Here is a 1068-nt window from a genome sequence, read left to right as displayed (position 1 = left end):
TGTGCATATTGAAGGGACCTTTGAACCTGAATTAATGTTTGCCATTGCACAGCGTAATCAGATTCAGATTCCTTACAAATCTGTTGAAGAAGTAAAGCAAGCTTATAACTTTCATAATCTTCAATCATTTTTAGATATTTACTATGCTGGTGCAAATGTTCTTGTTCATGAGCAAGATTTCTACGATTTAGCATGGGCATATTTTGAAAAGTGTGCAGAAGATCGTGTCGTTCATACAGAAATGTTCTTCGATCCGCAAACTCATACTGACCGTGGTATTGCTTTTGCAACCGTGATCAATGGGCTTAAACGTGCATGTGCTGACGCAAAAGCCAAATTTGGTATCAGTTCTCAGCTGATCATGTGTTTCCTGCGTCATTTAAGCGAAGAAGCTGCATTTGAAACGCTTGAGCAAGCTTTACCGTTTAAACAAGATATTATCGCTGTAGGACTTGATTCAAGCGAAGTAGGCCATCCACCAGCTAAATTTGAACGTGTTTTTGCTAAAGCGCGTGAAGAAGGCTTCTTAATCGTGGCTCACGCAGGTGAGGAAGGTCCACCTGAATATGTGTGGGAGGCTTTAGACCTGCTCAAAGTAAACCGTATTGACCACGGCGTGCGTTCTGAAGAAGACGAACAATTAATGGCTCGTTTAATTAATGAAAAAATGCCATTAACGGTTTGTCCTTTAAGTAACTTAAAGCTATGTGTTGTTAAGGATATGAAAGATCACAATATCCGCCGTCTTTTACAAAAAGGCGTACACGTGACTGTTAACTCAGATGATCCTTCATATTTCGGCGGTTATATGAATGATAATTTCTTTGCCATTCAACAGGCATTAGATTTAACCAATGATGAGTTGAAGCAACTCGCAATTAACTCTTTTGAAGCCTCTTTCATTTCAGATGAGGAGAAACAAAAGTGGATTTCAGAAATCCAGAAAATCTAAATAAAAAAACCGCCTGTGATAGGCGGTTTTTTTAACATTGAATTTATTTAGGTTGTTTGGTCATACTGTTTAAAACATTGTCTTTATCTATAAAGTGATGTTTTAAAGCTGCAAGT

General features: G+C 38.0%; 1 protein-coding gene and 1 pseudogene. One reads left to right on the top strand and one right to left on the bottom strand.

The annotated features are described in order from the left end of the window. The first annotated feature begins 1 nt into the window (after nt 1). Complete coding sequence (locus VXQ92_RS20795) at nt 2-952, top strand: adenosine deaminase (protein WP_416683048.1); 951 nt, start codon at nt 2-4, stop codon at nt 950-952. Nucleotides 953-995: 43 nt separating this feature from the next. Here the strand turns inward: VXQ92_RS20795 and VXQ92_RS20790 are convergent. After that, nucleotides 996-1068 (bottom strand): annotated as a pseudogene (locus VXQ92_RS20790) (cytochrome b); the annotation flags it as partial.

The sequence above is a fragment of the Acinetobacter sp. 228 genome, assembly GCF_048147885.1.
Note: the sequence above shows the minus strand (reverse complement) of the source record. Positions and strands in the feature narration are given on the sequence as shown.